Here is a 22,875-nt window from a genome sequence, read left to right as displayed (position 1 = left end):
ACTGGGAGCCTCGTTCGTGCATCTCGATGTATTCACGAAACCGCAGCGCAGCCGCCGATTTCAAACATCAGTTCCCGCCTAAGTGCATCGTTTTTTCAGATTCACCCATCGCTAACGAATCATCTGAGCGAATCAACTGCGCAAAATCGGATGGTGACCCTGCTGGTCTGACAGGCTTTCAAGGCCGGGGCGGAGATCCAGCGACCGCATCTGTAAAAGCGATGCACTTCCAGAATTAAAAGTGTTGGACAGATGTTTTTGGCAGGGCGTGAAATGGAAGCCAAGGATCCGAGGACCAAACCGCAACGAAAGTCCAAGCGCGCAGGGGTGGGACGAAGACGTCCGACACACTCGCTGCCAGTCAGCCCTATCTCTCAGGAATTCCCCGCAGGAGGAACCGTGACCATCAACCAACCGGGACTGCCGGTCAACCAGAAGGGCCTGCGCAAGAGCGTCATGGCCGGCTCGATCGGCGTCTTTGTCCACTGGTTCGAGTGGGCGATCTACGCCTACTTGGCGTCAACCATCGCCACCATTTTCTTCCCGCAGCAGGATGCAACAGCTGCCCTGCTGTCGGTTTTTGCTGTTTTCGCCATCTCTTTTGGAGTCCGTCCGCTCGGCGCCCTGATCTTCGGCACACTCGGCGACCGCATCGGCCGGAAGAAGACGCTGTCAATCGTCATCTTGTCCATGTCCGGGGCGACGCTCGTCGTGGGCCTTCTGCCCACTTACGATGCCATCGGCCTCTGGGCCCCGGTGCTCCTGGTCGCCGCGCGGGTTGTTCAGGGCCTCGCAGCCGGCGGAGAGTTCGGTAGCGCTGCGGCCTTCCTGGCCGAGTACTCGCCCCGCAAGAACCGGGGCTTCGGCGTGAGCTGGCTCGAATTCGGCAGCCTCCTGGGGTTTCTGGCAGCATCGCTGGTCGTCTTCGTGCTGACCTCCTTGGCGGACGCCCAGGCCATCGAAAACGGTGCATGGCGGATCCCGTTCCTCATCGCCGTTCCCCTCGGCATCGTCGGCTTCTACATCCGCACAAAGATCGAGGACACCCCCGAGTTTCTCTCGCTCGAAAAGCTGGAAAACGTGCCTCAAAGCCCGGTCAAAGAGGTCTTCCGGCTTCACTGGAAGCAGCTGCTGCAGATGAGCGGGCTCGAGATCATGATGCACGTGACGTTCTACGTCGTGCTCGTCTACCTGCTCACGTACCAGGAGAAGGTTTTGGGCTTCGACGCAGGTACCGCCGCACTGCTGTCCACTGTCGCCTCCATCGCCGGACTGGTCCTCGTCCCGGTCTGCGGTGCACTCTCGGACCGGATCGGCCGCCGTCCGCTGCTAATCATCGCCGCGGTTGCCCTGATCGTCCTTTCTGTGCCGCTCTTCCTGGTCATGGGTTCAGGTGTTTCCTGGGCCGGAACTGTTGGCACCCTCGGCCTTGGAATAATCCTGGCTCTTATCCTGGGAGTCCATGCTGTGGCAGCCGCTGAACTCTTCCCTACCCGTACACGCCAGACCGGCCTCTCGCTGGCCTACAGCATCACCGCCGCCATCTTCGCCGGCACAGTCCCCTACGTCCTGACGTGGCTCATCGCGCAGACAGGAAACGACATGATGCCAGCCTTCTACCTCATCCTCGTGGGAATCATCGGCCTGGTGGCCGTCCTGAGCATGAAAGAAACCAAAGGCATCGATCTGCTCAGCGGCGCAGACGTCATCCCCACGGCCGCGCCGGGCATTGGCTCTGAACAGCAGCCAGCATCGTCTCAGTCATAGCGAACGGTCAAACCACGAAAGGCCGCGTCCTGGGTCTGAGCACTGGGACGCGGCCTTTTTCCTTGCCTGGCTTAACCATCAGTCTGCAACGGCTTTTCCTAGGCTGCGGTTCTCCCGGGGCTGCCTTGCGCCAGGCGCACAATGGCTCTTTCCATCAAGTGACGCTGCCGGGAACCGGTGACAGCGCCCGGGTCCAGCATGGACGTGACGTGCAGGCCCATCATGATGTTCAGCAGTTCATCGACGACCGTGTCCGGGTCCGCCAAGGGCGGGCATTCGCCGTCGTGTTCTGCTTCGGCGAGAAATCCCAGCATCAGGTCCCGCCAATGCAGCAGAGCGTCCCGTCCCACAGCGCGGAGGGAATCCTCCGTCTGGGCGCGCTGCCAGAAGGACACCGCCACCCGTGCCTCCACGACGGTGAGGGGGTCTGCCGGGATGATTTCCATGCAAAGGCCTCGCAGCGCCGCGAGCCCGCGGCGGCCCTCCGTGCCAGCGGTAATCCTTTCGTTGGTGCGCTCGCAGATCAGTTCGTAAGAGGCGAGCAGGAGCGCGTCCTTGCTGGGGAAATAGTGCGCCAGGACTCCGGGCGCGGCGTAGCCGCATTCCCGGGCGATGTCCCTCATACTGGCGTTTTCGATGCCCTGTTCCGCGATGAGCCGCCACGTGGTTTCGATGATCGAGCGGCGTCGTTCCTGGTGATCTACCAAGCGGGGCATGGTGCTCCTTAGTCCACAGGCGGGGTCTGTCGAGCCGCCGTGTGCACCCTACCACCGCGGGAACCCTGACGCGTTCCCGCGGCTGCGGGGTGACTCAGTGTGCGCAGGTTACGGGCCCGGAGCTGTCGGAGACAGTGCCTCCGGCTGCGGTTCCGCTCGCGCAGTGCCGGGAAGCGGAGGGTGGGACGTTCAGTGTGGGGTTTGAATCGAAGAAGCCGTGCGGCTTCAATGTGAATCCGGTGGTGTCTACCGGCATGATGGGCCAGTCCTCCGGGCGGGGGAAGTGGGTCAGGCCGAAGGAGTGCCACACGACGAGGTCCTGGCCGTCGAGGTCACGGTCCTGGGCGATGTAGGCGGGAAGCCCTGCATCACCTGGGTGCTGGTTGACGAAGTCGCCCGCTGCATAAAGCTCGCCATCCCCGTACTGGGTAACCCACAGGTGGTGCCGGGCGAATGCGGCCCGCGATGCAATGGACGAATCGTCGGCCATCGCAAGGGTGGGATTGCCTTCTGGGTACAGCGTGTAGCCGACAGGGTGGCCAAGCTGGTTTAGGGACTCGGGGTTGCTGACGTGCCAGACTCGCCCCTTCGTGCCATCTGCATCGCGTACCGCCTCGGATTCGCGCGCCAGGAGGGTGCGTTTTTGCGAGAATGCGTTGCCGTGGGGGTTTCCCGGGCCCTTCGGAAGCCGGACGAGGTCCAGTTCCTCTATACGGTTGGCGGGACCGTCGATCATCATGTCCAGGCGGGCACTGAATAGGTGCTGGTGGTAGGGCGCACCAAGCCCGGGAGCGATCTCTGAGGCGTAGGCGTACTTCTTGTCTGGCAGGGCGGCTGTGAACACGATGCCGGTTGCCTTGGCCTCAAACTCGATGGTGCCGTCCAGGTAGAGATACCAGTAGAAGCCGTAATCGTAATTGCCCACGGTGGTGAAGAAGGACACCACCAGCCGGCGGTTGCGGCGTACCTCGTTGGAACCGGCCCATTCATCGGTGTGCTTCCAGAGGATGCCGGCGTCTTCTTCGTGAATGCAGATGCCATTGTCTATGGTGCGCGGGTTCCCAAAGTCATCGGCTACGACGGGGGACATGTACGTGATCTCGCCGAGGCAGTCACAACCGAGCTTCAGGGAGTTCGCGTCCCGACCGACAAGATATTCGCCGGAGTCGAAGTAGTTCTGCCAGCTGCGGTAGGGGGAAGGATCGCCGTATGGGACGACCATTTCGGAGATGGAGGCACGGTGGACGAGGGGGCGCCGCCGGCCGTCGTGTGTGTGGTGGAGTTGCTGGAGGACAAGTCCTTCACGGGCGTCGAATCCTACTCGCAGGTCCCACCCGGCCCACGAGAGGTGATTGCCCTCTAAAGTGAAGCTGGGACCCTCTGGCTGGGTGACTTCGATCGGTTTCAGGTCGGTGCGGAGCTCGCCGTGGACTGATGCGTCTGTGTAGTTTCCGTTGACGTCCGGGACGGGCACGGGTCCGTCGTCGATGAGGTGGTTCACGCGGCGGTTTTCCACGTCGACGAAGGCGACGAGGCCGTCGATGGGGTGGGCCCAGGCATGGTCGAGCGGGTGGTCCTGCCGGAAGCCGAGTCCGCGGAGGAGCCGCTTGCCCTTCTCGTTCTCGTACTCGAAGACTCCTGCGGAGAGCGGAGCTACGCGCACCTGCGCCGGGGTCAGACCGCGTGAGGCAAGGGCAGCGCTCCATTGCGGATCTTCGGCCAGGACATCCTCGATGATTTCAAACTCTTCGATCAGGACAGGGAGCTGACCATCGACGGCGGGGTCCAGCTTCCGCTGGTCGAGGATTTCCCTGGTGGTCAGGGACAGGCGGACGTCGAGCGAGAGGGATCGGGCAGCATCCCAAAGCATTACACGGATAGTGCGGTCTGCGCGGCCGCCGCCCCCTTGAAAGACGGATTTCGGGGGTTCCAGCAGACCAAGGTAGGCGAAACGGGTGGTGTCAGCCACCAGCCCAGCATCCGCCAGGATGTGCCGCGCTGCGGAAATTTCCTGCGCGCTGAGCTGTTCGAGGGGGTGCTGCTTGACTGCAGCCAATGTGGGTGTTTCCAGAGTCATAACACTTCCTGAAGTCAGATTTTGATGATACAACTGTTCCATCAAAAGTTGATGTTACCCATCTCACAGCGCCGACGTAAAGTGCGATCAGGCGCCGGGAAGCCCCGAGGAGCACCATGGACCCACACGCCCCAGGGCGCTCTGTCCCCCTGCCCGCCGTACGGCTTTCGTCGTGCATCGTCGCCACGGCCGTGGCGGTCAGTGCTGGAGCCCACTCGGTGGCTGCGGCAGCCGGACCGGCCGGAGCGATGGGGTGGTGGATGGCCGCGATGGCTGCCGTCTGCCTGACCTGCGGCGCCCCGTTGGTAGTGGGTCGGCGCTGTGCCGGCAAGGCCGCCGGGCACCTGCTCGCCACAACTGGGGGGATGGTCCTTATCCACGTGGTTCTCCTAACGGTGCCGAACCCTGGAGCTCATCACGTGACCGTCGCGGCTGCCGGCGCTGCTGTCTCCATGGCGCACGCGCCGGCAATGCTGGCGGTGATGGGGGTGGAGCTCTTGTGCATGATGGCGGCTTCCGCCGTCCTCCGCCTGTCCCGACACAACGCCGCCGGCCCGGCTTTGCCCGCCGTCGTCCCTTGACCTTCCGTACTGACCCGAACACAAGCCGCCTACGGCGGAACCGATCCCAGGAGCCACTATGAACAGCACCACCATGATTTCCTCCGACTGGCAGAGCCGGGCCGATGCCCTTGCAATCGACGGAAGAGCGTTCGTCGACGGACGAAGGGTGTCCGGCAGCGAACGGCTCACCCGGCCCGCCGTCAGTCCCATTGATGGACGCGCCCTCGCCGAACTGACCTCCTGCGGTCGCGCCGACGTTGACACCGCGGTGGCTGCGGCACGGCGCGCCTTCCCGGCCTGGTCACGCAGGGCTGCCGTGGAGCGCAAGGAGTCACTGCTGGCACTGGCCGCGCTCATGGAGCGCCATGCCGACGAGCTGGCCCTCCTGGAAACACTCGACAGCGGCAAGCCCATCCTGCAAACCACTACCGTGGACGTTCCTGGTGCCATTTCCACCCTGCGCTGGTATGCGGAGGCAGCGGATAAACAAGGCGGGGAACTGCCTGCTGTTCCATCCGGAGCCATAGCTCTGGTCACCCGCGAGCCTTTGGGTGTAGTGGCAGCCATCGTGCCCTGGAACTTCCCCCTTGAGATAGCGGTCTGGAAACTGGCTCCCGCGCTTGCCGCCGGGAACACGATGGTGCTCAAGCCGGCGGAGCAGACTTCCCTGAGCGTCCTGCGGCTCGCTGAATTGGCAGCCGAGGCAGGGCTTCCTGATGGCGTCTTGAATATCGTCACGGGCAGTGGGCGGGAGGTGGGCGCCGCGCTGGCGAACCACATGGATGTCGATGCCCTGGCCTTCACCGGCTCCACGGCCGTTTCCAGAACCTTGCTGGAGGCCTCGGCCCGAAGCAACCTCAAGCGCCTTAGCCTGGAGGCCGGCGGCAAAAGCTCCAACGTTATTTTTGCCGACACCGCCGATCTTCCGCTCGCGGCCGCTAAGGCCGCCTTCGGCGCCTTTTACAACCAGGGGCAGGTCTGCTCGGCCAACTCCCGCATCCTGGTTCAGCGGCAGGTTCACGACGAGTTCGCCGCGCTGCTTGCCGACGCGGCCAGCGCGTATGCTCCGGCCGACCCCCTCTCCGGCGGAGAGGGCAACGGTGCCCTGATCAGCAGCACCCACACGCACGACGTCGAAGCCTGGGTCACGCGCGGACGCACCGACGGGGAAGTCCTCTTTGGCGGTGGGCGGCGGATAATCCGGGGTTCTGACGCGTACCTGGAGCCCACACTCTTGGGGGGTCTATCCGCTGACCATGCTGTCCACCGCGAGGAAATCTTCGGTCCGGTCGCCGTGCTGCACGCTTTCGACACCGAAGCTGAAGCGGTGGCAATGGCCAATGCCACCGACTACGGACTGGCGGCATCGGTCTGGACGTCGGATCTGTCGCGGGCGCACCGGGTGGCAGGCGATCTCCTCGCTGGCACCGTTTCCGTTAACACTGTAGACGCGCTGGGGAACACCACACCCTTCGGCGGCTTCAAGCAGTCCGGGTTCGGGCGGGACTTGTCCCTGCACGCCTTCGACAACTACACGGCGCCGAAGACGACCTGGATCCAGTTCGGCTAAGGGCATCAGATAAGCAGATGCATCGGATCACTATCCCATGTTTTACGTGATGCAGTTCACGGGCCTACCTTTAGTCAGCAGCAGAATGACACCAGGCAACAGCGAGGCGAGGAACCGCTGGTCCGCCGGAATCTGCAAACACCCCTTTTTGCGCATTAGCAATCGTCAGCAGTAGCAAAGGACAGATCATGGCTCAGCCAACAACATCAACGCCCCTGGCACAGGAACAAAGCAAGCACCTGCAAAAATCCCTTGGCCGCTTCGACATCCTGCTGCTGGTTGTCGCTGCCGTCATCTCAATCGAAGTTCTGGGCCAGGTCTCCGGCTTCGGCGGCGAAACCTTCACGTGGACCCTCATCCTTGCCGTTACCTTCATGGTCCCGTACGGACTCATCTTCGCAGAGACCGGCGGGGCCTTCACCGAGGAAGGAGGGGTCTACGTCTGGACGAAAATGGCGTTCGGCCGTGTGGTGGCTGCCATCACCTCCCTGTTCACCTGGGTGACCCAGCCCGTCTGGGTGGGCGGCGCCATGGCGTTCGTGGCAGTGGAAACCTGGTCTGAATACGTGGGCCACGTAGAGGCCGGCAGCGTGGGTGACTACATCTTCAAACTGCTGTTCATCTGGATCACTGTCTCCTCAGCCATTGTGAGCCTCAAGCACGGCAAGTGGCTGCCGTCGCTGGGGGCCATCCTCAAAGTCGTTTTCCTGACCTTCTTCATCCTGGTCACGCTTGCCTATGGAGTGCAGCACGGCTTCAACGGCCTTGATCTGGGCTTCTTCGCACCCACCCTGGCGGGCTTCCTCGGCGTCACACCCCTGCTGCTGTTCTCCTTCCTGGGCTTCGAATCCGGCAACAGCGCCGCGGGAGAGATGAAGAACCCCGCCAAAGACGTCCCCATCTCCGTGGCCCGCTCCTCGATGATTGCCGCCGCAAGCTACCTCCTGCCCATCCTCGCCATCCTCCTGGTGGTGCCGCTGGACCAGATCACCGGCATCGGTGGCCTGTTTGGTGCCATTTCCACCGTTTATACAGTCTTCGGCCCCGCCGCCGACGCGATGCTTGCCGTCTCCGCGATCGTCTTCTGCTTCGTACTTGTGGCCCAGGGGGCGGCGTGGATGATCATCAGCGATCGCATGCAGGCCATGGCTGCAGCTGACGGTTCGTTCTTCGGCGGATTCTTCGGCCGCTTCCACCCGAAACTGGGAACACCGATCCGGGTCAATACGCTCTCCGGCGTGGTGGCCACCTTGTTCATGCTGGCAGCCATGCAGCTCAGCGGTACCAGCAGCGCACTGTTCGGCGTGGTCCTGTCGATTGCCATCTCCACGTTCCTGCTCAGCTACCTGCTGGCCATCCCCGCCGCGGTCAGGCTTCGCACAAAGTACCCACTGACCAACCGGCCCTTCAAAGTCCCTGTCTCCGACACAGGATTCCGGGTCCTTGGCTGAATCTGCTTCATCTGGATTCTCATCGGATCATGGGTGGCGATCTTCCCCGGAACACTGGAGATGCTGTTCGGCCTCGACTACGACTTCGAGGAAACCTGGGGCGTCTCGCAAGTCACCTTTGAAGCATTCGCCCTCGGTACACTCGCCAGCATCCTCGCCCTGGGAATCGTGGGCTACGTCCGGGGAAACAAGGTGCGACGGGATCCTGTCACAGACCCCTCCAAAGATTCTGAAGCAGCCCTGCCGGGCGTCTAGTCCTAACGCGCCGCGAGGGGAGACCGCGGTTACGGGGGGTGCTCAAGACCCAGGCGCGGAGCACCCCCAGCCGGATCTCCAAGGACTTATCCGCAAACCTGAGGCCCCCCCGTGACTTCACCTTGGAGCTGCACCGCGACGTCCCGTATGGCGAGACCATTGAATCGGATACCAGGTGAAATTCACTCGTCCTCGAAGAGGTGTGTGACCGTGCGAGTCTGAGCCTGCTGGAGCTTCGGATCACTCCCGGTGAGTCGGGTTACGTGCACAATGATGACCTGGACGTCTTTGGTGCCGTCGTAACGGAGGTCGTAAATGACGTCGAGCCCTGTCGATGTGCCAGGTTCCAGGGCGAAGTCGCCTTTGTCCTCTGGTCGGCTGGAGATGGACTCGATCCAGCGTTCTGCTGATTCACCTGGAATGCCGTAGCGGTCCACGCCGTCACGGAGGAGGGCGGTGAAGTCCTCCAATGACCTTGCCGTGAGGAAGTATGTGACCTGGCTGAAATCGGGCCCGTTGTTCATGCCATTGAACCGCAGCCGGTCCGTGTGGGCACGGACGGTACCCGTTGGCCCTTCGATAATCAGCTCCATCATGCCGTCGCGCATCAGGACGTCCGGTGCCTGGCTTGTACCGCTCTCAAGGCCGACGCTTTCTTTGGTGAGCTGTCCGGAGGTCATGTCCAGCCGGGCGGATTTGGACGCCTTGATTTGTGCGATCCCGGCCTCATCCAGGCGGGCATAGCCGTTGGTGGCCGCCGTTGCTGTGGTGGCAGCGCCAGCCCCTTCGTAGGGGGACGACGCAACCGGTGAGCAGCAGCGGAACGAGCAGAAACGACGCAGCAATGCCCTTCATTCTTATCCCCCAAATGAACGTGTACGGTCAGGTCAGTAAATCACCTGGGAAGGACGATCCAGGAACTCCGGGACAGGGTAGTTGTGCCCATCGCCGGGACCGGACAAGTGTGGAAACATTCCATGGGCACGCCACGATTGGTGGTCCATGGACTGGTCAGTGGGGAAGAACTGGCTGTGCTGGCTGAACGTCGTTCCTATCGTGACGTGCCTGGCTGGTCGGGGTGTTCCTGGCCCAGCTCCAAGAGGTTGATGTCGACCGCGCCGGAAGTGCCCGGCTTTGGGGAACCCCGCCGCTTACGTAGCTGGGTGGCGCGGTATTCGTTGCGGGCGAGGATGAACGCGTAGGGCGTGAAGAACCCGGAAATGCCGATGAGCCACAGGGCACCCCACTCTGGGGGCTTGCCCTCCCATAGAGGATGCAGGAACAGCCACACGGAGGCGAGCAGGATGGTCCCCGATACGAGCATGAGGATGCCCATGCCCCACCAAGTGCTGACTTGCGCCTGACCGCGGCCGGGAGTGAAGCCGATCTCATCGCCTGGGTAGCTGTGCAGTTCACCTGCGCTGGTGGTCCGGAGGACCCGCTTCTCACCGGCTGCGAGGGCCCTCTTGTGCTCGGCGTACACGGCATCATTCCGCCGCTCCTGCTCGCTGTAAAACACCACTGTCAGTACCCTCCGGGGGCAGCGTATCCCGGCTCGCCGGGAATGGAGATGATGAACGCCGCCATCCCGAAGAGCAGGGACAGCGGGGCCAGGCTGGCGGGAATGGTCATGATGACGGCAACGCAGTTCACTGATGCAAGTTTTCCTTCTGGGATGAGGCGCGCGAAGGCGGCGCGCCCCCAGCACGATGCAACTTCAGGTCCCGGTGAATACCGGTACCTGTGGCTTACGTAGACTTCACACTAGCGAACAGCCGAGGTGTCTTGCCCCCGAAAAGAGCTTGCGCTAACCACGGCAACTCTTGAGACTTCATACCAGACAGCTTTGGGCGGGACTGGCGATCGGAGTCGAGACAACCATGGATATGAAACCGGATGTCGGCGAACCCGATGCGGGGCCCTGGCAAGCCGAGCCACTGGAAAGCTTGGTGCAGCGGTTACTGCCGGCAGCAGGACAGCGGCCCAAGCGACCCTGGATTGTAGCGGTAGATGGAAGGAGCGGGTCAGGCAAGACCACTCTGGTCGATCGCCTACTCGCTCGCGTGCCGGAGTCAGATGTCGTTCACACGGACGATGTAGCGTGGCACCTCTCCTTTTTTGATTGGGCGGATGAACTCCGTGACGGTGTCCTCGAACCCCTGCTCCGGGGCGAGGCAGTCCATTACCGTCCGCCGGGTTGGGTGGCCCGGGAACGTCCAGGTGCCATAGCTCTGCCCGCCGGGCGGTCCGTGGTGTGGGTGGAAGGGAGCGGATCATCACGCCAAGCGCTCTCCGACCTGGTCGACGCGTCGATCTGGGTGCAGTGCGACAACCTTGAAGCCCGACGTCGACTCCTGGCGCGGGATGGCCAGGAAGAAGAAGAGCTGCACAGGGAGTGGGAAGAACAGGAAATACCCTTCCTGCTTGAAGACCGGCCGTGGGAGCGTGCTACAGCGATTGTGGCCGGCAGGCCGGCCCTGACGCACGATCCGGACACCCATGTAGTAACCGCTCAGCCGAAACCAGCATGTGCGGAGATCACCTAACGGACGGGCTCGCCATCCGCATTGCCGTGTACGACGGCGGCCAGCACCTAAGCGCTAAGGTGCGGTCCGGCGTCGTGCATGAAGTTTTTGGTGCCTCTTCAACCCAAAAACTGGGGGCCCGCTCAAGAAAACACCAAGCTTTTCACAAGTTGTCCAGCCGACCATGTTCCGAGGGGGAGTGCAGGCAAGGAGCCAGGACGGCAGCAGGCGCTTCGATTTCTCGTACCCAACCGGGAAAGTTGCTCGGAACTGGCATAGGCAGACAACTCCAGTAAGAGTGGTGAGGCTAGTGAGCATCCCTATGCAGGCCGACGGTCAACGCCGGAGATCAACGACCCTGGACTACCTTTTGCATGTGGGCGGGCGCGGCAGAGGTCGCAGGAATCTGCGGATTCAGGCTCTGCTCGCCGCTGTGCTGGTTGCGCTGGGTGCTCTGGTGGTGGTGCCGGGGCCGGCGTCGGCTGCTCCGGGTGATGTTGGGGTGGAGGGTTTGTCGCATTCGGGGACGGGCACGCCGACGGGTACGAAGCGGCAGACGAATGCGTTGTGGTTCAATGACGGGTTGTGGTGGGGGAACCTGTGGGATACCGCGAGCTCGGATTTTCATATCTTCCGGTTCAATGCCGCGACGAGTTCGTGGGTGGATACGGAGGTCGCGACGGATACCCGTGCGAACACCCATCATGACGTGTTGTGGGACGGGTCGACGTTGTATGTGGCCAGTTACCGGTTCGTCAATGACGGCCTGCCGGCCGAGCCGAATTTCCCGTCGACGATGCGCCGGTACAGCTACAACTCCAGCGCCAAGACGTACACGCTGCTGGGTTCGTCCAACATCAACAACCACCGGGTGGAGACCCTGTCGATCGATAAGGACTCGACCGGGCGGCTGTGGGCCACGTGGCAGCAGGGCAACCGGATCTATCTGAACGTCACCGGCACCAACGGCGCGACCTGGGGGACCCCGTTCGCCCATCCTGCGTCGCTGGCCAACGTGTCGGTGGATGACAACTCGGCGCTGATCGCCTTCGGGCCCGGCAAGATGGGCCTGATGTGGAGCCGGCAGGTCGGGGACGCCAGTGACGGCATGTACTGGAGCTCGCACGTGGATGGAGCGGGCAATACCTCCTGGACTACGCCGGTTGCGGCGGTCAAGGGCCAGCGCACCGGTGATGACCATATGAACCTGAAGTGGCTGGACTCCTCCAGCAGCCGGGTGTTCGCCGCGATCAAGACCTCGTTCACCTCGGCATCCCAGCCGCTGATCCAGCTGTTGGCGTTCAACGGCACGGCGTGGTCCGCGACCACGATCGCGACCGTGGCCGAGTGCCCGAACCGGGTGATCGTGATGATCGATGAGAGCGCGCAGAGGGTCCGGACCTTCGCCACCTACCCCAAACCGTCCGGCACGACGAACGCCGGGGTCTGCACCAGCTCGGGAGGTGCGATCTATGAGAAGTCCACGCCCCTGGACAACATCAGCTTCACCACCACGAAAACGGCCCGGATCGTGGACGCCGACCAGTACGTCCACAACGTGACCTCGACCAAGCAGAACCTCAACAGCACCGCACGGGGCACCGCCAACAGCGGCCTGCTGCTGCTCGCCGACGTCAACGCCACCAGCCGCTACTGGCACTACTACGACCCCACCGGCGGCGCCGGCGGCGGCACGGCGGATACCACGGCTCCGACGGTGTCGGCCACGTCTCCGACTACCGGTCAGGCTGGCGTAGCGGCGACGGCGAATGTGACGGGAACGTTCTCCGAGGCGATGAACTCCACGACGGTCAGCACGTCCACGTTCACCCTGACGTCAGCGGCCGGGACAGTGGCAGGCGCTGTGTCCTACAGTGGCGGGGTCGCGACGCTGAACCCCACTGCCGACCTGGCCGCGAGCACGACCTACACGGCGACCATCAAGGGCGGTGCCAGCGGGGTGAAGGATGCTGCCGGTAACGCAATGGCGGCGGACAAGACCTGGCAGTTCACCACGGCTGCCGCGGGCGGCGGCGGTACGACACCGCAGACGGTCACGCTGACGGCCACCGCCGACAGCTACGTGACCAGCGCGTCGCCGACGACGAACTTTGGCACGAACACCCTGCTGGGCGTGGACAACAGCCCGGTCGAGGCCACCTACCTAAAGTTCGACCTGACCCCATATGCGGGAAGGACGCTGCAGGGTGCGACGCTGCAGCTGCGCAGTGCCGGGAGCGGGTCCACGGGTACGCAGAACGTGAGAGTGGTCGCCGATGACAACTGGACCGAAACCGGGATCACGGACGGCAACAATCCGGCGCTCGGCACCACCAGCATTGGGACACTCGGCCCGACAACGACCAACACCACCTACAACATTTCGCTGACAGCCAGCGCAGTGGGCGGCGAACTCGGACAACAGCTCTCCCTTGGCTTGAACTCCAGCAGCAGCGATGGCCTGGACCTCAACTCGAGGGAGGTCGGAAGCACTGCGGCACCCAAACTGGTGCTCACACTGGGGCAGTAGGCGGCCGCCGTCAACACGGCCGACACGATCCGCACCAGCAACACCATCCCACCCGACCAACCACCCAGACAGAGGACGACCATGCACACCGGGCAGACCAAGGCACTGCACTTCGACATCCACGGCCGCGTCACGATCCGCGTCGACGCAAAGGCGCCGGCAGCAACCCAGCTCCAGACCATGTTGGCTTGTTTCGCCACTGACGCCGAAGGGCCGGCCAACATCGTCGTTGATGACCGGCCGGAGCCGATGCCGGATGCAGGCCTGGTCGAGCACGAGCTCGCCTACACGGGCAACAGCGTGCGATTCCAAGCCGAACACGTCCAGGTGGTAAGGGACGGAGAACAGTGGCGCATTCACGGGCCGGGCGAGCTGTTGACCTCTGTGGTCCCTGTTCTCGACTCCGCCATGGTGGGTCGAGGAGCCGCCATGATCCACGCGGCCACGATGGCGTACCGGGGTCACGCGATCGCGCTTCCCGCCGCTGGGGGGACCGGCAAGACGAGCACCGTCGCCAAGCTGATGCGGCGCGAAGGGTGGTCGCTCATGGGCGACGACTGGGCCTTCCTCGCCGAGGACGCCACCCTGCTCGGCTACGCGAAACCAATGTTCATCAAGCCGCACCACCGGGCCATCTACCCGCACCTGTTTGAAGGTGTCCGGAAGCCCCTCATCCCGTCGCGGCTCTCAGGAAGCGTAGGCCGTCTCACCACAGTGGTGCACCCGTACGTCATCCGTTATCCGCGCCTCGCTGACTTCTCCCGGCGATGGTCACCGGAGCACCGCATGGTCGCCCCGGCGGCGGCGTTCCCGGGACGGAAAGTGACCACCTCGGCCCCGCTCGCGGCCGCCATCTACGTGGAGCGCTTCGAGGGCACCCGGACCCGGATCGTCGAGCGGACGAGCGACTGGATGGTCGACCGCATGCTCGGCAACTTCCACATCGAGATGGCGGGCTTCTCACAGCGGGTCGTGACCGGCCTGGCGGCCACGTCCGTGGTCCCGTGGCGGGAGCACTTCGCGGCTAAGGGGCTCGTGCTAAGCAAGGCCCTCGACGGACGGCCCTGCCACCTCCTGCAGGTGCCTTCCGAGTACACAGCGGACGAGGCGTCGGACGACATCGTCCGGCATCTTGAGCAACTGCTGCCGTCGGTCCTCGATGAGCAGGAATAAGGGGTGGGACACGATGGGTAACAGCCCTGCCGATGTCACCGCCGTCGTTCCGGCCCGGAACGCGGAGGACCTGCTCCCACGCTGTCTTGAGGCCCTGCGGCAATCGGGTGTCGCTGAGATCATCGTGGTGGACGGATTGTCGACCGACCGCACCGTCGACATCGCCCTGGCGGCTGGTGCCCGGGTCCTGAGTGACGAGGGCCGCGGCCTGCCGTGGGCTCGAACGCTCGGCGTGCGGAGCAGCAGTACCCCTTGGGTCCTCCTCGTCGACGCCGACGTCGTGTTTGGGACCACGGGGGTGGCCGACCTGCTTACCGAGATGGTCGAGGGCCGTTACGACGCCCTCCAAGCCGGTCTGGAGAGTGTCGCTGGCCCAGGCTATTGGGGGCAGGCGCTGGCACATCATCATCGGACCGGCCGTAGCCGCAACTGGTTCGGCCTGGTGGCGACGCTCGTCGACCGGGACCTGATGCTGGGCCTGGGTTTTGACGACTCGTTCAAGTCGGGGGAGGACATTGAACTGCGTTGGCGGATGCGGCAGTCCGGGCTGCGAACAGGAGTGTCACGCCGGGTCCTCGTTGAACACCGTTTCGCCGCCGATGACTTTGACTTCGCACTCGATCAGTTCCTCATGGACGGAACGGGACTGGGGCGGATGATCCGCAAACACGGCTGGCGCGGTGCGAGGTTGGCGCTGCTGCCCGCCGCCGCGGCAGTCCGGGGCAGCGCCTTGAGCCTGGTCGCGGGCCAGCCCCGGTGGTTGCGCTATTACGCTGCCTTCTGCTGGTACAACTACGTGGGCGTGACCAGGGGCATTGCGTCGTGAGGGCTAAGGTCGCGAGGGCTAAGCGGGGGACCGCCGTCAAGGACGCCTCGATCGTCCGGCACTCCGCCCTGCGCAGCTCGCTCGGCCTCGTCGTGGCCAAGGCTGCCCAGACGGGCGCTGGTTTTGCCTTCTGGATCGTTGTTGCGCGCGCGACGTCTGACCGTGAGGTCGGTCTCACCACGGCCGCGGTCTCGGCAGTGATGATCTGCACGCAGCTGGCGGTACTGGGAGCCGGGTCTGCCGTGATCGTCTCGGTTGGCCGAGGGGAGCCGCCCGCACGGGTGCTGGACGCGGCATTCGCCATCGTGGGCGTAGCCGGAACAGTGCTGGCCCTCGGCTACCTCGTTCTCCAGTCTGCGGTGATGCCGGACACGGCCTCGGCTTCGGTTCTCTTCTGGCTCACGTTCCTCGTGGCTGCCGTCGCCGGCACTCTGGTCATCGTGCTGGACCAGGCGCTCGTAGCATTGGGACGCGGTGCCAGCGCCACCTCGAGGTATGCATGGGGCGGCGGGGTCTCCCTCGCGGCTGCAGGGCTCGTGGCCTGGTGGGCGCACGGCGCCTCCGCCGACGTGCTGCTGGCATGCTGGACCCTCGGGACGGCCGTGGCATGCGTCGTCGGAGCGGTCCAGCTCCGACGACTCGTCGGCTACCGGCCGCGGCCGTCCCTGCGCTTGGCGCGCGGCCGCCCGCTGCTGGCGCTGGGCATTCCGCACCAGCTCCTCACCCTCACCGAGCGAGCCCCCGGGCTGGTGCTGCCGCTCCTGCTCGCCCACATCGTGTCGCCGGAGGCCGCTGCCTACTGGTACCCCGCGTGGATGATGGCCTGGGCCGTCTACACCGCTCCGACGCTGATGGGCATCGTCCAGTTCTCCGAAGGGGTCCGCGACGCGGGCCGCCTCGCGTCGACCACCTGGGCGAGCCTTCGGTGGTCGCTGACCGTGGGAGGTCTGGCTGCTGCCGTCCTCATCCTCCTAGCCCACCCGCTGCTCAGCCTGCTGGGGGAGCGGTACGCCGACTCGTCCGCGGACGCGCTGCGGTGGTTGGCCGCGGGGCTCGTGCCGTACGCGGTGCTGCAGGCTTACAACGCCGCCTGCCGGGCCTGTGACCGCTACGCGGAGGCGACCCTGGTCGGCGTAACGCTGGGAGTCGCCCTTTGCGCCTCATCGCTGATGGCCGCCGACAGGGGCGCAACCGCCATGGCCCTCGCGTGGCTGGTGGTGCTCTCCATCGGGGCCGCGGTGGCGGGCCTCCGGCTGGTTGCCATTCTCAAGCGTGTTAAGCAGGAGTCGCGATGAGCAGCGCAACAGAGGCTCCCGCCCCGTTCGACAAGCCGCAGGGCCGTGGCCGGCATGTGGATGATGGAGCTGCGCCTCTTCCATCTTCGCGTTCCGGAACTGCTCGCGTGGAAGGCGCCGGGCATTGGTGGCTCGTCAGCGATCTCCACCTGGGCATGTCCGACGACGATATCCGGTGGCCCGGCAAGGTGCTGCCCGATTTCCTGTGCCGCGAGGTGCTCGCTGCGTCCGGTGCGCAGCAGCATGTCGTCTTCGTCGGTGACACGTTCGAGCTGGTCGGGATCGCCGAAGAAGAAAGCCTAACCCGGCTGGAGTCCATCCTCACCCGCCACAGCGACACGTTCCAGGCGCTCCAGGAGTGCACCTCCCGCGGCGTGCAACTGCACTTCGTGTGCGGAAACCACGACGCCGAGCTGGCCCGGCCCTCGGTTGCCGCCCTCCTGTCGGAGCTGTTGTCGCCCGCGGAGCCAACGCGGGTCAGGGTTTACCCCTGGTTCCTGCACGTGCCCCACGTACTCGTGGCCGAGCACGGACACCAGCATCACGCACTGCACCGGATACCCGAGGTGCTCCGCGTGGCCGTCAACGGCACCGACGAGTTGGACCTGCCACCGCTGGCCGCCTGGAACGCCGATCCTACGAGGTCGCCCCTGAGCCGTGCCGGGGCCGTTCTCCGTGCCTGCCTCGCATCCGAGCGGGCGGAACGCCGCGTCCGGCAGTTCGCCTACACTCAGCTGTTGCAGGCCGAGTCTCTGCGGCTCGCGCTTGACGTGGTGGCAGTTCGGGACTTGGCGCACCTTTCCCGGTTCCGGACGCTGTCGGCCCTCCCCGTCGCCGCAACTCGCATGCTGCTCGCGGCCGCCGGGCGCACGATCGCCCGTGAGGACGCTCCTGCTGCCGCTGGCCGGTTCGCACGGACCCTCGAGGCGCACGGTGCCGGGGTGGCCTGGTACGTCTCAGGCCACACCCACCGGGCCCTTGAGGGGGCGCTCGAGGCGTGCGCCACCCGGTATGCCAATACCGGCACGTGGTGTTCCGATGTCCGCGGCCGCGGACCTGACCAATCGGACCGTGGGGTGTTTCCGTACGTCAGGGTCGATGTCGCCTGCGACGGCACCACCAGCGGCGGGCTCCGCTATTGGCGTCCGGAGGGTGGCCGGGCCGGTGAGTTCGCCGGTGCGGACCACGACTCCACCGACCGTTCCTAACCCGGCTTTCCTCCGGGAAAGATAAAAGTTAGACGCCGGCTTTGGTCAGGAGTGCGTCGACGAGTGTGAAGAACATGGTGCGGTGGTCGGTGGCTTTGGGGTTGGTGAGGTATTGGATGGCTGCGCCGTCGTAGATCATGAGGAAGGACCGGGCGAGGGTGGGGAAGTCTATGAGGCTTTTTTCGCGGTTGCTTTCGGCTGCGGTGGAGAAGATGTTGCCGAGTTCTGTTTCGTAGGCGGGGTAGATTTTGGCGGCGAGGGGGCTGGCGGGGGCGTTGCGGGTGGCCCAGAGGATGAGTTCGATTTCGGCGAGGAGGCTGGCGGGTTCTTCTTCCAGTGCCCGCCAGTAGCCTTCGGCGACTTGTTCGACGGCTTTGCGGAGGCCGAGTTCGAAGTGGATGTCGCCGGAGAAGCTGCTGAGGTTTTTGAGCCAGGCTTCGGCGGCGGCGTCCATGATTTCGTCTTTGCCGCTGAAGCAGTAGTGTGCGGTGGCCAGGGGCGCGTTGGCTTCTTTGGCGATGGCCCGGACGGTTACTGACTGGACGCCTTCGCGCCGCATCAGTTCAACGGTGGCTGCGATTAGCTGTTCTTTGCGTTCCTCTGCGGGTACCCGCATAGCTCACTCTCTCGTCTCCCGGCATCAGGCCCCCGGTGAGGGCCTTGTCCTAAGACTATTGCCTGGATAAACATCGCGCACCATTCATGAACTATTGACTCGAACGGTTGTCCCTGTTGCTGATGGTGGCGTCCAGAAGTCGCACGGACGCCCCACGGTCCAGTGGGACCGCGGGGCGGGGCCGTGGGCCGGGTTTGCGCGAATTACCTTGCGGCCAAGGTATCGGTGAGGTCCTCGGGGGTGTCGGTGTCGATGTCCTGGCCGGTGTTGATGTCCTGGCCGGTGTTGATGTCCTGGCTGGTGCCGTGGAGGTAGCGTTCGAGGGAGTCGTCCATGGCGTTGAGCCAGCGGGTGTGGTGTGGGGTGGCCATGGTCCCGGTGATGACGGAGCGGTGGGTCATGTCGCGGTAGCCGAGGATGTTCTCGTGTTTGTGGCGCATCCAGTCTTTGAAGAGCTGGGAGACGGCGTCCAGGTCGAAGGGCGGGTAGTCGGTGGCGTTGATGAGTTCGCGCAGGTAGTCGGTTTGGAAGTCGGCTTCGGCGTCGTGGTCGGGGAGGCGGCCTGGCGGTCGAGCCAGTGCCGGATGTCGGTGTCGCGTTCGGTGATGGAGGGCAGGTCGATGACGCCGGTCATGACGTCGCGGGCGAACCAGGCCTGGGCGTCGAACATGTTGAAGGTGTAGTACTGGTCCTGCGCGCCGAGGTAGAACAGGTTGGTGTTCTTGCTGCCAGACCACGCCCTTTGTAGAGGTTGCCCGGGTAGAGCACGTTCGGCGGATGTCAGGGAGAGTTCGCTGGGCAGGAAGGGGTATTTGTGCTGGTAGCCGGTGCAGAGCACGACGGCGTCGAAGTCGTCGTGGGTGCCGTCGCTGAAGTGGGCGGTGCTGCCTGGAAGTGGTGACGAGGGCGCTCCACGGTGGTGTCGGGCCAGTGGTAGCCCATGGGGTTGCTGCGGTAGCTCATGGTGATGGCGGCGGCGCCCATTTTATGGGCCTGCATGCCGATGTCTCGGCGGAGTAGCTGCTGCCGATCATGAGGAGGCGTTTGCCGTAGAAGCGTTCGGCGCCGCGGAAGTCGTGGGCGTGCATGACTTCGCCGGGGAAGGTTTTGATGCCCTTTGAATTCGGGGACGGCGGGGACGTGGAAGTGGCCGGTGGCGACGACGAGTTTGTCGAAGACGTGGGTTTCGGTGATCCCGGTTTTGAGGTCCTTTCGACGGTGACGGTGAATTCCCGGGTGGTTTCGTTGTAGCTGGTGTGGCGGGCGACGGTGTTGAACCTGCACGTACTGGCGGACGTCGGATTTTTCGACCCGGCCCTTGATGTAGTCGAAGAGGACCTCCCGCGGCGGGAAGGAGGAAATGGGCCGGCCGAAGTGTTCGTCGAAGGAGTAGTCGGCGAACTCGAGGCATTCCTTGGGGCCGTTGGACCACAGATGGCGGTACATGCTGGAGTGGACCGGTTCGCCGTGGCCGTCCAGGCCGATCCGCCAGCTGTTGTTCCACTGCCCGCCCCAGTCGTCCTGTTTTTCGAAGCACTTGATCTCGGGGATGGCGGCGCCTTTCTGGCGTGCTGATTCAAAGGCGCGCAGCTGGGCCAGGCCGCTGGGGCCGGCACCAATGATTCCTACTCGCAGTGTCATCTTGCTCTCCAATTCCAATGAAAATTTCGGTCACGGATCCGGATCTCCGGTCGCGGATCCGCGACGGTATGGGGACGCGCTAACGCGCTGGGCGGGGTGGGGATGCTGCCCGGGGGATCAGGCGGGGAAGGTGCGGTCGCCGGTGAAGAAGCCGAGGCCGTAGTCGGGGGTCTCGAACCTGACGGTCGTGCCCTTTCGGGAAGAACAGCACGTCGCGCTCCCTGGCGTGGGTGACTTCGCCGGTGGTTTCGTCGGTGAGGATGAACTCACCGGCGATGACGACCTTCATCTCGTCGTAGGTGTAGGTGTACACCAGGGGTTCGGAGGCCTTCAGCTCGAAGAAGCCGGCGCTCATGACCGAGCCTTCCGGGTTGTGCAGGGAGTCGCCAATCGCAGCGACCGTGCCGGGCTCGTTCATCGACGGCAGACCGGTGTAACCGCCAACGACCTTGTGGATGGATCCGGCCTTGCTCAGGGTTCCTACGAGGGTTTCCATAATCTCTCCTGGATCGATAGTGCGTGCATGATCAGCCCAGAACTGCGCCTTTGACAGAACTGGAAGCGGACGGGACCTGCGGGGCTGCACCGAAGGCAGCCGGGGAGCCCGATCGGGGCTCCCGCGAGAGTCAGTTGCAAACCGGAGTTCTCCGGATCTGCAGGGCCAACCAAACCCGGCTGGTGTGATGCCAGTCACGTTTGCTCGTGGCAGAAACTCTGACATGAACGGATGTATTAGTCAACCGTCCAAGAAGAACTTCTCGTGTACATGAAACTCGATTTCCACCCGTTGACTGAGACGAGCGTCCATGTCACAGTGTTGGACAACACGCTGGCTCAGAGCATCTGGATCCGGCCGCACGAGATTCCCCGAGGCCTTCGCAATAGCAGCATTTACCATTCGAGAAACGGGTAAAAGACAATGACAACAACCACCCCTCAGTTCCAGACAACAGCCGCCGATGAAAATATCGATTTCTGGCCGGCGGAGTCCATGACACCTATGAAGGACGAATGGCCGCGGTTGCGCTGCAGGTTCATCAACTCCAAGCCTGTAGGCCGGTGGAGCGAGTTCATCCTCTCGGAGTGGGAGCTGGAGGCGTGTGGCTGGGAGGACTTTCATCCCCACACCGAGACGAACTTCGTCCTGGAAGGCGAACTCCACATCCAGAGTGAAGGCAAGACGGTCATCCTCAAGCCGGGCGACGCGGCGCGTGTTAATTCAGGACAACTGGGGCGGTACTGGGCGCCCGTCTACGCCCGGATGGTCACCACGTACGGCCCGAACCCGGAAGGTGCAGAGTCGCACTCCTTCCGGTACTTCGAAATCTGAGGGAGATACCCCGCCGCGAGCTGTAGCGGAAATGAACAATAAGCTGGGGCAAACGTCGGGGAACGACGCTGGGCGGAAGCGCCGCAGCGCTTCCGCCCAGAATTTCTGACGAACTATCGTTCGTTCCCTGCGTGCCCAGCGTGCACGCAGCCCCGATCAGACCAGAACTTCGATCGTCTCGGTGACCGGCTGGGGTACCTGGCGGCGAAGCTTCATGGCTTCAAGAACGCGCTGCTCGGCCAGCCTGTAGGCCGCTTCGTGTGGAGTGAGGCCGGCGCGGCAGCTCTCGTCGAGGACGGCTGCGGTGTTGGCCCTGAGCTTGTCCGAGATCATCGTGAAGATATCGGCCGGGTCCACAACGAACGGGGAGTAGCGTGCGGCCATGGAGTGCGCTGCTGCCACGATGCCCCCGGCGTTGGCGATAAAGTCGGGGACCACCGTAATTCCGCGTTCGTGCAGGATTTTGCGGGACGTGGGGGAAGTAGGAAGGTTGGCGCCTTCCACGATCAGTTTGGCATTGGTGCTGGCTGCGACGACGTCATCGATGGTGTCTTCGCGCGCGGCGGGAATGAGGACATCCGCGTCCACGTCCAGGGCAGCGCCGGCGGGAAGCACGGCGCCGTAGTGCTGAACACATGCGTCGCCTGTGGCCGCGCGAAGTTCTACGAGCTTGGCGATGTCCAGGCCGCTGGGGTCGTGTACGGCCCCACTGGCGGTGGAAACCGCAACCACGACGGCGCCCAGCTCACCGAGGCGGGTTGCGGCTGCCTGGCCCACCGCGCCGAAGCCCTGGATCGAAACACTGGCGCCCTGAAGGCTGATGCCGCGGTTCTGTGCCGCTGCTTCGGCCGCTTCCGCTACACCGTATCCGGTCACGCCGAGCTGGTCGTAGGGGAGCCCGCCCAATGCCCGCGGCAAGCCGGTGGAGGCGCCCCTGTCCCCGAGCTCATCGAGGAAGACCGCTGCGTCCTCCTCCGCCAGGCCCATGTCGAGGCCGAAGACATATTCTGCCGGGACCTCGTTGGACAGGGCCCTGGCAAAGGCCCGCAGGATGGCTTCCTTGTTCGGATCACCGGGATCTCCCAGGATGCCTGCTTTGGCACCCCCATGGAACAGGTCCACCGCCGCCCACTTCCAGGTCATGGTGCGGGCCAGCCGGGCCACTTCCTGCACCGTGAGGTTGGGGCCCATGCGGGTGCCGCCCTTGCCGGTTCCCCGTGCGGTGTTGTCGATGACGAGGACCCCCCGCATTCCGGTCTTCCGGTCGGAGACGACCACAATTTTTTCAGGTCCCCACTCGTCAAAGAGTGAGAAGGTGCTGTCGGCCATTTC

22 protein-coding genes are annotated in these 22,875 nt (G+C 64.1%); 12 read left to right on the top strand and 10 right to left on the bottom strand.

Annotated features, from left to right (window positions below):
- Positions 1-399: 399 nt before the first annotated feature.
- Entirely contained in the window at positions 400-1,767 is a 1,368-nt protein-coding gene (locus BWQ92_RS06400) for an MFS transporter (RefSeq protein ID WP_236783128.1), read from the top strand.
- A 98-nt stretch (positions 1,768-1,865) separates the two neighbouring features.
- Here the strand turns inward: BWQ92_RS06400 and BWQ92_RS06395 are convergent, their stop codons facing one another.
- Both BWQ92_RS06395 and BWQ92_RS06390 read right to left on the bottom strand, forming a co-directional pair.
- Positions 1,866-2,483, bottom strand: coding sequence for a TetR/AcrR family transcriptional regulator (locus BWQ92_RS06395; RefSeq protein ID WP_076798793.1), 618 nt, complete (start codon positions 2,481-2,483; stop codon positions 1,866-1,868).
- A gap of 94 nt (positions 2,484-2,577) precedes the next feature.
- Entirely contained in the window at positions 2,578-4,560 is a 1,983-nt protein-coding gene (locus tag BWQ92_RS06390; protein ID WP_076798792.1) for a primary-amine oxidase, read from the bottom strand.
- 116 nt (positions 4,561-4,676) lie between these two features.
- On the opposite strand from BWQ92_RS06390, the gene BWQ92_RS06385 reads away from it, so the two are divergent.
- The 4 genes from BWQ92_RS06385 (at position 4,677) to BWQ92_RS24205 (ending at position 8,399) form a co-directional block, all read left to right on the top strand.
- Positions 4,677-5,141, top strand: coding sequence for a hypothetical protein (locus tag BWQ92_RS06385; protein ID WP_076798791.1), 465 nt, complete (start codon positions 4,677-4,679; stop codon positions 5,139-5,141).
- Between the two features lie 58 nt (positions 5,142-5,199).
- A complete protein-coding gene (locus BWQ92_RS06380) occupies positions 5,200-6,693 on the top strand; it encodes an aldehyde dehydrogenase family protein (protein WP_076798790.1) in 1,494 nt (497 codons plus the stop codon).
- Positions 6,694-6,881: 188 nt separating this feature from the next.
- Positions 6,882-8,144, top strand: a complete 1,263-nt coding sequence (locus BWQ92_RS06375; protein WP_236783127.1) for an APC family permease — start codon at positions 6,882-6,884, stop codon at positions 8,142-8,144.
- Positions 8,145-8,177: 33 nt separating this feature from the next.
- A complete protein-coding gene (locus BWQ92_RS24205) occupies positions 8,178-8,399 on the top strand; it encodes a hypothetical protein (RefSeq protein WP_236783126.1) in 222 nt (73 codons plus the stop codon).
- Between the two features lie 182 nt (positions 8,400-8,581).
- On the opposite strand, the gene BWQ92_RS06370 is transcribed toward BWQ92_RS24205, so the two are convergent.
- The 3 genes from BWQ92_RS06370 to BWQ92_RS24470 form a co-directional block, all read right to left on the bottom strand.
- Positions 8,582-9,244 carry a hypothetical protein gene (locus tag BWQ92_RS06370; RefSeq protein WP_076798789.1) on the bottom strand — a complete coding sequence of 221 codons (663 nt, stop codon included), beginning with the start codon at positions 9,242-9,244 and terminating at the stop codon, positions 8,582-8,584.
- A 206-nt stretch (positions 9,245-9,450) separates the two neighbouring features.
- Positions 9,451-9,921: a hypothetical protein gene (locus BWQ92_RS06365; RefSeq protein WP_076798788.1), complete on the bottom strand. Its 471-nt coding sequence runs from the start codon at positions 9,919-9,921 to the stop codon at positions 9,451-9,453.
- 2 nt (positions 9,922-9,923) lie between these two features.
- Complete coding sequence (locus BWQ92_RS24470) at positions 9,924-10,052, bottom strand: hypothetical protein (protein ID WP_257787663.1); 129 nt, start codon at positions 10,050-10,052, stop codon at positions 9,924-9,926.
- A gap of 1,182 nt (positions 10,053-11,234) precedes the next feature.
- Between BWQ92_RS24470 and BWQ92_RS06355 the strand changes: the two genes are divergently transcribed.
- The 5 genes from BWQ92_RS06355 (at position 11,235) to BWQ92_RS06335 (ending at position 17,956) form a co-directional block, all read left to right on the top strand.
- A complete protein-coding gene (locus BWQ92_RS06355) occupies positions 11,235-13,454 on the top strand; it encodes a CBM96 family carbohydrate-binding protein (protein WP_236783125.1) in 2,220 nt (739 codons plus the stop codon).
- Between the two features lie 81 nt (positions 13,455-13,535).
- A complete protein-coding gene (locus BWQ92_RS06350; protein ID WP_076798786.1) occupies positions 13,536-14,627 on the top strand; it encodes a hypothetical protein in 1,092 nt (363 codons plus the stop codon).
- A 13-nt stretch (positions 14,628-14,640) separates the two neighbouring features.
- Positions 14,641-15,453, top strand: coding sequence for a glycosyltransferase (locus BWQ92_RS06345; protein WP_076798785.1), 813 nt, complete (start codon positions 14,641-14,643; stop codon positions 15,451-15,453).
- On the top strand, positions 15,450-16,748 hold the full coding sequence (locus BWQ92_RS06340; protein WP_236783124.1) for a lipopolysaccharide biosynthesis protein: 1,299 nt from the start codon (positions 15,450-15,452) through the stop codon (positions 16,746-16,748). The genes BWQ92_RS06345 and BWQ92_RS06340 overlap by 4 nt, the downstream gene beginning before the upstream one ends.
- Positions 16,745-17,956 carry a hypothetical protein gene (locus BWQ92_RS06335; protein ID WP_236783123.1) on the top strand — a complete coding sequence of 404 codons (1,212 nt, stop codon included), beginning with the start codon at positions 16,745-16,747 and terminating at the stop codon, positions 17,954-17,956. The genes BWQ92_RS06340 and BWQ92_RS06335 overlap by 4 nt, the downstream gene beginning before the upstream one ends.
- Positions 17,957-17,984: 28 nt before the next feature.
- On the opposite strand, the gene BWQ92_RS06330 is transcribed toward BWQ92_RS06335, so the two are convergent.
- Together BWQ92_RS06330 and BWQ92_RS06325 are read right to left on the bottom strand one after the other, a co-directional pair.
- A complete protein-coding gene (locus tag BWQ92_RS06330) occupies positions 17,985-18,572 on the bottom strand; it encodes a TetR/AcrR family transcriptional regulator (RefSeq protein ID WP_076798784.1) in 588 nt (195 codons plus the stop codon).
- A 203-nt stretch (positions 18,573-18,775) separates the two neighbouring features.
- Positions 18,776-19,012: a hypothetical protein gene (locus tag BWQ92_RS06325; protein ID WP_157365113.1), complete on the bottom strand. Its 237-nt coding sequence runs from the start codon at positions 19,010-19,012 to the stop codon at positions 18,776-18,778.
- Between BWQ92_RS06325 and BWQ92_RS06320 the strand changes: the two genes are divergently transcribed.
- Positions 19,004-19,255: a hypothetical protein gene (locus BWQ92_RS06320; protein WP_157365112.1), complete on the top strand. Its 252-nt coding sequence runs from the start codon at positions 19,004-19,006 to the stop codon at positions 19,253-19,255. The two genes, BWQ92_RS06325 and BWQ92_RS06320, sit on opposite strands and share 9 nt — an antisense overlap.
- 97 nt (positions 19,256-19,352) lie before the next feature.
- Here BWQ92_RS06320 and BWQ92_RS06315 read toward each other — a convergent pair whose 3' ends face one another.
- Entirely contained in the window at positions 19,353-20,213 is an 861-nt protein-coding gene (locus BWQ92_RS06315) for an NAD(P)/FAD-dependent oxidoreductase (protein ID WP_076798781.1), read from the bottom strand.
- 79 nt (positions 20,214-20,292) lie between these two features.
- Positions 20,293-20,709 carry an ethanolamine utilization protein gene (locus tag BWQ92_RS06310; RefSeq protein WP_236783122.1) on the bottom strand — a complete coding sequence of 139 codons (417 nt, stop codon included), beginning with the start codon at positions 20,707-20,709 and terminating at the stop codon, positions 20,293-20,295.
- Between the two features lie 423 nt (positions 20,710-21,132).
- On the opposite strand from BWQ92_RS06310, the gene BWQ92_RS06305 reads away from it, so the two are divergent.
- The gene (locus BWQ92_RS06305) at positions 21,133-21,543 is read left to right on the top strand and encodes a cupin domain-containing protein (protein ID WP_236783121.1); all 411 of its coding nucleotides are present in this window, start codon (positions 21,133-21,135) and stop codon (positions 21,541-21,543) included.
- 156 nt (positions 21,544-21,699) lie between these two features.
- On the opposite strand, the gene BWQ92_RS06300 is transcribed toward BWQ92_RS06305, so the two are convergent.
- Positions 21,700-22,872 carry a Glu/Leu/Phe/Val family dehydrogenase gene (locus tag BWQ92_RS06300; protein WP_076798780.1) on the bottom strand — a complete coding sequence of 391 codons (1,173 nt, stop codon included), beginning with the start codon at positions 22,870-22,872 and terminating at the stop codon, positions 21,700-21,702.
- Between the last annotated feature and the right edge of the window lie 3 nt (positions 22,873-22,875).

The organism is Arthrobacter sp. QXT-31 (genome assembly GCF_001969265.1).
Taxonomy (GTDB): Bacteria; Actinomycetota; Actinomycetes; order Actinomycetales; family Micrococcaceae; genus Arthrobacter.
The sequence above is the reverse complement of the archived record's forward strand: the minus strand, read 5'-3'. Positions and strand labels throughout refer to the sequence as shown.